Source organism: Streptomyces flavovariabilis, assembly GCF_000725785.1.
GTDB lineage: Bacteria > Actinomycetota > Actinomycetes > Streptomycetales > Streptomycetaceae > Streptomyces > Streptomyces hawaiiensis.
This window is the reverse complement of record NZ_JNXD01000052.1, coordinates 1-7,300: the sequence shown is the minus strand read 5'-3', so window position 1 is coordinate 7,300 and position 7,300 is coordinate 1. Positions and strand designations below refer to the sequence as shown.

The following is a 7,300-nucleotide window of genomic DNA, read 5'->3' as shown; positions in this document are numbered from 1 at the left end:
AGGGCAACGGCGTTCACCAGGCCATGCTCGGCATCGCCCGGCTACACAACCTGGCCCTCGCCCGATAACCCACGCCCCATACGGGACAACCTCTAGGCGAAACGGAAGTATCCCCACCGGCTGCCGGCCACCTACCACCGCACCCACGGAGTCCGGTACTTCCACGGCTGCTACTCGGTCGGCGACGACCGCATGTGGGTCGTGAACCGGCGCAAGAAGGGAGCCGTGAACACGCTGGCCGCGTTGAAATCGATCCGTGCTGCCCGGCCCGACGGCGCCCCGATCTACGTGATTTTGGACAACCTGTCTGCCCACAAGGGCGCCGACATCCGCCGCTGGGCGAAGAAACACAAGGTCGAACTGTGCTTCAGCCCGACCTACGCGTCCTGGGCGAACCCGATCGAAGCCCACTTCGAGCCGCTGCGGCAGTTCACCATCGCCAACTCGAACCACCCCCAACCACACCGTGCAGTCCCGGGCCCTACACGCCTACCTGCGGTGGCGAAACGCCAACGCCCGCCACCGCGACGTCCTGGCCGCCGAACGCAAGGAACGCGCCCGCATCCGCAGCGAGAAGGGGCATCCGCTGGGGCGGACGCCCCCTCGCCATCACGGTCTGAGCGGCCCGGCGAACCTATGGTCAGAACACTACTAGCATCCCCTGGCATGAGCGATTCGGAAGATGTCCTTGACTGGCTGCAGCACTGGTACGCCGCGCAGTGCAACGAGGACTGGGAGCACGAGTGGGGCCTGAAGATCGCCACGCTCGACAACCCCGGCTGGACCGTCACCATCGACCTGGAGGAGACGGACCTGGAGCAACACGAATACCCCCGCCAGGACGTCAACCGCAGCGCTCACGACTGGGTCTGGGCATGGACTTCCGAGAAGACCTTTCACGCCAGATGCGGCCCCGGCAATCTCACCGAAGCCCTCGCCCTGTTCCGCTCCTGGGCGACCGCGAACACTCCTTGAACAATTGCACGGCGGCGGGACGCCAACCCGGTGAGCCTATGCGGTCGGAGCACTAGGGCGTCTCTTTCGGATCTTGTCGAGCCCCGTGGTACCTGACGAGATTCGGATCTGGCGGCCCGGATCTGATCTATGTTGACAACATGTCAAGGAGTCACCTTCCCCTCGTTGCAACGCTTCTGGCTTGCCTCACGCTATCCGCTTGCTCCGCGGACAAGGCGCCGCCGGCCCCCGCTGGGGCGCCGTCAGTGAGCGGAACCGGCAAGGCGAGGAAGTCCAAGGACAACACCGACCTGCCGCTGACCAAGCAGCTCAGCCGGGGGGAACTCACACAGGCGATTCCCGACGCTGAGGACCTGGTCCCCGGCTACCTTCCCGGCAGTCTGCACAAGAGCATGCCGGGCGAGCCCGACGACTGTGCTCCGCTGGACACCCCAGCGCCGGCCGGTTGGCAGCGAGCGGGGAGCGGCGACTACGACTATCAGGGATCGACCGTCTCGCGAGGCATTGATCTAGACGTCTGCCAGTTCGACAATGTCGCGCACGCGAAGGCGGCGTACGACCAGTGGCCGGACACGGATGGAACGGCCCCCCTCGAGACCGGTCGAGTCGGAGAGGAGTCGGTCTACCTCGCGCACAGCGGATCGAGTGGCACGGTCTACGGCTACAGCAGGTCGGGCACCGTCATCGCCCGAGTCAGAGTGGAGGACGCGGGCGCGGATCCCACAGACGCCCATGACGTGCTGGCTGCCACTATCAAACGACTCCAGCAGGTCCAGGCAGGCCAGCGGGCCACGGCGACGGCGCCCGAGATCGCCGCAATGGAACAGACCCAGCGCTAGGCCTCGTGTGCATCTTGGTTCGGAGTAGTCCGCATGCCGCCTGCCCGCACATTACCTGGGCAGTTTCGCGGTTCGCTCTGGGTAGGCGGTGCCGACGTAGCGCATGGCGGTCTGTTCGGTGATGCCGAAGAGCCTCATGAGTTTGAGCGGGTCGCCGGTGGCGATGGCTTCGTCGAGGATGCGGTCCTGGCGCAGCCTGTCGAGTGTGGGTCCATTGGGTGGGACGACCTGGCCGAGGGTGACCCTATGCACGGCCGGGTGGTCCGGGTCGAGTGCGGTCTTCTGGCTGACCAGCAAGTGCGGGTTGACGGAGGCGGGCCAGCGCTGATGGCGGTAGGCCAGCCAGTCGGCGGCGAGCCGGTGGGTGAGCTTCTCCAAGTAGAGGGTGTGTCGCAGCAGGCCAACCGCGCATGAATAGCGCAGGAACGGAACACTGCGCCGTCACCAGCAGGTCCGCGAGACGAGCGAGGCGATCGTCGGCGCGATCACCGGCTCTCCGCAGCCAGGAGAAGCTGAACGTCACGCTGGTGGAACCCGGGCTGGTGGTGGAAGTCGGCGTCGACGTCGCCCGCGACGCCTCCGGTCGGTGGCGACATCCCGCCCGCTGGCACCGTGCGCGCCCCGACCTCTCCCCCGCCGACGTCCCCGCCTGACGTCACCGCCGCACTGACGGCGGCCCGGCGCGGCGGCCCCGCCGACGCGCAACCGGCCTGAGCGTGCCCCGATCCCCGGCTGCGTCCGCGCCGCCCATCCCGCCCTCCCTCATCCTCAACTCCGACCAGGGCATGGTCGAAGGGGGTTACAACGGGGATGCCAGCAGCCCAACCACTGGGTGCTTAGGCCGACGGCCCCGGTACCCCCGGGGCCGTCGGACGGTCAGGCGGTCGTGGGCACGAGCCGCCACTGCTGGCAGTTGTTGTTCAGCCAGGACCACTGACGTACGTCGACGCCGTTGCCGGTACCGCAGTTGGCGACGTCCGCGACCTTTCCGGTGGCGGCATTGACTATCCGGACGTAGTCGCCGCCGGTGTAGATCAGGCGGAACTTTTGGCAGTTGTTGTTCAGCCAGGACCACTGCCGGATGTCGGTGCCGTCGGCGGAAGAGCAGCCGGCGACGTCCGCGACCTTGCCAGTGGCCACGTTCACCAGGCGGCTGGAGTCGTCGGCCATGTCCTCGATGCGCCACTTCTGGTTGGCGCCGCCGGTGCAGCTCCACTGGAAGATGTTGGTGCCGTCGGCGGTGTTGCCGCCCTCGACGTCGAGGCACTTGCCGCTGTTGCGGTTGACGATGGTGTACGCGGTCGGGGTGGTCACGGTCTCACCCGAGGGGCCGGCCAGCGTCACCCCCGTGGCGACCGGGTTGCCGAAATCGGGCGTCCCGTCGGCGTTCCACGTGAACTTCTGCGCGCGGGTGGTGCGGGCGTTGCCGCAGCCGCCGTTGGCCGCGCTGTTGGCGTGGTAGACGATCCAGTTCTCGGTGCCGTCGGGCGAGGTGAAGAACCCGTTGTGTCCCGGCCCGTACACCCCGTTGGCGTCGTTGCGCTGGAAGACAGGGGTCTGCTTCTTCGTCCAGGAGGCGGGGTTCAGCGGGTCGCTGCCGGTGAGCTCCAGCTGGCCCAGCTTGTAGTCGGCGGTCGAGCAGCTGCTGGCGGAGAAGGTGAGGAAGGTGCGGCCGTTGCGGTACAGCGGCTCTGGCCCCTCGTTGACCGGGCCACCGGAGGTCTCCCAGCTCAGGGTGGGGCTGGAGATGATCGTGAAGGGACCGCTGAGCGTGTACGGGTTGCTCATCGGGGCGATGACCAGGCTCTGCGTACTGCCGTTGATCTTGCCGCTGCCCAGCAGGTACAGCTTGTTGTCGTGCTTGAGGACACTGGCGTCGATCAGCCAGCCCTGGGCGGCGGCCGGGCCGGGGGTGAGGCTGTCGTCGGTGAGGATGTTCTTGTACGTGTACGTGCCCATCGGGTCGCTGCCGGAGCTCTCCAGCACGTGCGTGCGCTGGGTGTCACAGCAGGTGGCGTCGGCCTGTGCGGCCGAGTAGTACAGGTACCACTTGCCGTCGAGGAAGTGGATTTCCGGCGCCCAGATGTTGGCGTTGCGGCCCGCGGTGGTGTCCGACCATATCTCCACGCTCGGGGCGGTGCTCAGTCCGGCGAGGGTGGGGGACTTCCGCATGAGCAGCTTGTTGGTGAACGTGGTCGTCACCAGGTAGTAGTTGCCGTTGTAGTACTCCAGCCAGGGGTCGGCGCCCTTCTGCGTCTTGACCGGGTTGGTGAACGGCTTGCCGTCGGCCGCGGCGGTGGGCTGCGTGACGACGAGGGACAGGGACGTGACCAGGGACAGCAGGACTGCCCCGAGGATCGTCCACCGACGACTCGACAGTCGAGGGTGCAGGGTGCGGTGCACGGGTGGTCCTTCCAGCGGCGGCTCGTCCAAACGACTCACCTCAGCCACCATTCGATATTACGAACGTTGTGCGGAACTGCGGACGAAAGGTAGAGGTGGGTCAGGAACACCGTCAATAGATCGGACAAGACCGGCATGGAAGCGCTGCCTGCTACCGAGGGCGCGTCCGGTGACGTCCCCGCCCGGGTCGTCGGGCAAGGCGATGGGGAGTGTAAATCTAACGGTGGATCCGACGATCATGGGAGAGACGTCAAGTGACTTACGCCGCCGTGGAGTTGGAGACCGTGGAACCTGTCGAGAGTGCCCCGTTGGGGCAGCCTGCGCCCGTGTCCGACGAGCAACCGGTTGCGATGCTGGTGGAGCGGGCCCGGCCGGAAGGGCTGCAGCTGACCGGGCAGGGCGGGCCGCTGCAGCAGCTGACAGTGATGATGTAGCCCGCGGCACCGCTTGGAGGTCTGACCCGGCAGCTGACCGGCACTTGGGTTGTCCTTGCTTGGAATTGTCGATCTTCCAAGTGGTGTCGCTGCGCGCGGCCGGTCGAGCGTCTGTGACTTCATAGGAGCCCGGCCAATGGTCCCATCACTGTCGAGGGCGGTGAAGGCGGAGGCGCCGGAGCCGATCACGGCGGTGCGCTTGCCCGCGTAACGGGCGCGAACGACCGGGTCCTTGAGGTCCGGGACGCGGTAGGTGATCCGGTCGGCGGCGGCCTTCTCACCGAGGGCGGCCAGGCCGCTGCCCCCGGCCGGGGACGGTGTGGTCCAGGTGCCGGAGGCGTCGACGACCGCACGGGCGAAGAGGCGCTCCTCACGGCCGTCGGCGCGGGTGGTCAGGGGGAGGCGAGTACATGAGTGATCTCCCGCAACTTGGCGGCAGTCAGCGAGGGTTGGGCGACGGCGTCGGCCGCATCCCTCCAGTGTGGCGTACTGGAGGCCGCGATGAGGACGTCCGTCACTCCTGGGCATGACGCGACGGTGAGGAGCACGCCTGTGCGGGGGTAAGGCCCGGCCGGATGAGGTCGGCGAGCTCCTGGTCGACCATGCCGGGGAGCTCGCCGCCGTGCAGCGGAGCTGAGGCCATCACCCGCAGGCCCACGCCCACGGCGGCCGGGAGCCGACCGCGGCCGTCCAGGGCCTGGATGCGGCGTCATCATCACCAGGCTGACCGGCAGCTGGACCGCGACCAGGTGGTGGAGCTGTCCGCCCGCGGCTTCGGCGGCCAGGGCGAGCAGCTCCCCCATCGTGAACGCCTCTTCTTCCAGACCCGCCCACGTGGCGACCCCGTACCCGGCCACGTTCCCGACCGCTACCTCCTCCTCCAGGACCATGAAGGCGTCCCGCATCGCCTGGTGCAGGGCGAGACGGTCGCCGGGGTGGGCGCGTTCCGGGCTGTGCAGCAGGACCAGGTCCAGCCGCTCACGTCCGAGCTGCTCACGGCTACGGCGGACCTGCCAGCGCACCCAGCTGCTCGTTCGACGCATACGTGTCCGGGGTCCGGTCGTTCATCACCGACGGTGTGGAGTACCTCGAACTTCACTATCCGGCACTGTCCCAGAACCCGGCGATGCGTTCGCTACGGGAACTGGCGGACATCTGATCGCAAGCATCGACTTCACACCCGACGGTGACATGGATATTCCTGCGGGTGCCGAGCGTGCCTGGCGGGAAGGACTGATCGTGCTCGCCACCCTCAGCGCGACGGATCTGCGCTACGGATGGTTCGCGTACCAGATCGACTTCAAGGTGGGCGGGCACGCGTTTCTGTCCGCGACGCGGGAACCGCTGGTCGACATCATGTTCACCTTGGCGTACACCCTGCAGGAGCTGCGCGCGGGCGGCTCGGCGGAGATCGATTTCACCGAGAACTCCTACGTGATTCACCTCGAGCTCGCGGGCGATAGGGTCAGGTTCACCTCGTCACACCGAGCACCCGCGGTGCCTCCGGAATGCCCGTTTGATGATTACGCCGCAGCGGTGCGCGCCTTCGTCGCCTCCGGCATCGCATGCCTGGTGGAGAACCGTCCCGCTCTTGCGGAGAACCCGGTCCTTGACGAACTCCGGGCGCTCGTGTCGAATCCGCCGGGTGGTGGCACCGGAAACCAGGAATGACGACCGCGTGCACCGCGAGAGGGGACGCGGCACTCGCGCCTTACGTGGCCATGACCGAGCTCGTCATCGCCGGACAGATCGACGCGCTGGAATTCGAGTCAAGGTTCTGGGCCGAGTTCCGTGGTCTGCGGGACATTTCCGACAAGGGCTTCGCCGTGCTGAACGAACTGTTCTACGTGGTCGAGGACTTCGTGGCGGATGTGACCGCGCGGGACCCCGGAGACGTGACAGGGGTCGAGCTGCTGGCCGGAGCACGGGCGATGCCTGCCGGGGGCTATGACCACTAGGGCGCTCTGAGCAGGTGGGCCCCTGTCGATGACTCGTTCGAGTCATCGACAGGGGCCCACCGCGACCTGCTCCGCCTGTCCGGCACAGACACGACCACCTTTCCCTACCGGCGGCAGCTCGGCCGCGCTCCAGTCTGTAGCCGCCGCCCAACAGCTGTCGGCGCCATGGGCACCCTGCCCGTCGACCGCCACTGAGGTGAACGCCGGTGACGAAACTGAGCCCAGTTCCCGCAAGAGCGGTGAAGAAACCAGGCAGATCGACCGCGTGTTCTTCGAATCGCCGGGCACGAGGAGCAACGGAGGTTGATATCTATGGTTCCCCTGCTTCTCGTCCTGCTTCTGGCCCTGGTCCTCTTCGGCGCGGGATTCGCGCTGAAGGCACTGTGGTGGATCGCCGTCATCGTGCTGGTCGTCTGGCTGCTGGGCTTCGTGCTGCGCAGTGCGGACACAGGCGGCCGCAAGGGCCGCTGGTATCGCTGGTAACCCCGCCACGCAGCCACCAGCCTGTGGGCCCCGGGAACACCCGGGGCCCACAGGCATGTCCGGTCTCATGACATCTCCCCGGGCAAACGGTGTAACCACCACCTTCCCGGGCACTAGGTGTATTGACCCGCAGCGTTGTTGACGCGGGTGATGGGTGGCTGGCCTGCGAGTGCGGTGTGGCAGCGGTGGTGGTTGTAGGTGTGGAGGA

8 protein-coding genes and 3 pseudogenes are annotated in these 7,300 nt (G+C 67.2%); 7 read left to right on the top strand and 4 right to left on the bottom strand.

Features of this window, described 5'->3' with window-relative positions; translation table 11 throughout:
* Positions 1 to 111 precede the first annotated feature (111 nt).
* The 3 genes and pseudogenes from IO24_RS44110 to IO24_RS0139625 form a co-directional block, all read left to right on the top strand.
* Positions 112 to 620 (top strand): annotated as a pseudogene (locus IO24_RS44110) (transposase); the annotation flags it as partial.
* A 46-nt stretch (positions 621 to 666) separates the two neighbouring features.
* A complete protein-coding gene (locus IO24_RS0139630; protein ID WP_031144667.1) occupies positions 667 to 975 on the top strand; it encodes an immunity 53 family protein in 309 nt (102 codons plus the stop codon).
* A 245-nt stretch (positions 976 to 1,220) separates the two neighbouring features.
* A complete protein-coding gene (locus tag IO24_RS0139625; protein WP_031144666.1) occupies positions 1,221 to 1,814 on the top strand; it encodes a hypothetical protein in 594 nt (197 codons plus the stop codon).
* A 51-nt stretch (positions 1,815 to 1,865) separates the two neighbouring features.
* Here IO24_RS0139625 and IO24_RS47015 read toward each other — a convergent pair.
* A pseudogene (locus IO24_RS47015) lies at positions 1,866 to 2,216 on the bottom strand (hypothetical protein); the annotation flags it as partial.
* A gap of 125 nt (positions 2,217 to 2,341) precedes the next feature.
* Here IO24_RS47015 and IO24_RS0139615 point away from each other — a divergent pair.
* On the top strand, positions 2,342 to 2,467 hold the full coding sequence (locus tag IO24_RS0139615) for an ATP-dependent DNA ligase (protein ID WP_234335442.1): 126 nt from the start codon (positions 2,342 to 2,344) through the stop codon (positions 2,465 to 2,467).
* A 223-nt stretch (positions 2,468 to 2,690) separates the two neighbouring features.
* Here IO24_RS0139615 and IO24_RS0139610 read toward each other — a convergent pair whose 3' ends face one another.
* The 3 genes and pseudogenes from IO24_RS0139610 to IO24_RS44100 all read right to left on the bottom strand — a co-directional run bounded on the left by IO24_RS0139610 (position 2,691) and on the right by IO24_RS44100 (position 5,694).
* Entirely contained in the window at positions 2,691 to 4,217 is a 1,527-nt protein-coding gene (locus tag IO24_RS0139610) for a family 43 glycosylhydrolase (RefSeq protein ID WP_037669848.1), read from the bottom strand.
* A gap of 587 nt (positions 4,218 to 4,804) precedes the next feature.
* A pseudogene (locus tag IO24_RS47010) lies at positions 4,805 to 5,041 on the bottom strand (flavoprotein); the annotation flags it as partial.
* A gap of 2 nt (positions 5,042 to 5,043) precedes the next feature.
* Positions 5,044 to 5,694 carry an aldo/keto reductase gene (locus IO24_RS44100; RefSeq protein ID WP_234335438.1) on the bottom strand — a complete coding sequence of 217 codons (651 nt, stop codon included), beginning with the start codon at positions 5,692 to 5,694 and terminating at the stop codon, positions 5,044 to 5,046.
* A gap of 148 nt (positions 5,695 to 5,842) precedes the next feature.
* On the opposite strand from IO24_RS44100, the gene IO24_RS0139590 reads away from it, so the two are divergent.
* From IO24_RS0139590 to IO24_RS0139580, 3 genes are all read left to right on the top strand, one after another.
* On the top strand, positions 5,843 to 6,322 hold the full coding sequence (locus tag IO24_RS0139590; RefSeq protein WP_234335436.1) for a hypothetical protein: 480 nt from the start codon (positions 5,843 to 5,845) through the stop codon (positions 6,320 to 6,322).
* A gap of 50 nt (positions 6,323 to 6,372) precedes the next feature.
* Positions 6,373 to 6,609: a colicin immunity domain-containing protein gene (locus tag IO24_RS0139585; protein WP_157851354.1), complete on the top strand. Its 237-nt coding sequence runs from the start codon at positions 6,373 to 6,375 to the stop codon at positions 6,607 to 6,609.
* Between the two features lie 312 nt (positions 6,610 to 6,921).
* On the top strand, positions 6,922 to 7,092 hold the full coding sequence (locus IO24_RS0139580) for a hypothetical protein (RefSeq protein WP_030853914.1): 171 nt from the start codon (positions 6,922 to 6,924) through the stop codon (positions 7,090 to 7,092).
* Positions 7,093 to 7,300 lie beyond the last annotated feature (208 nt).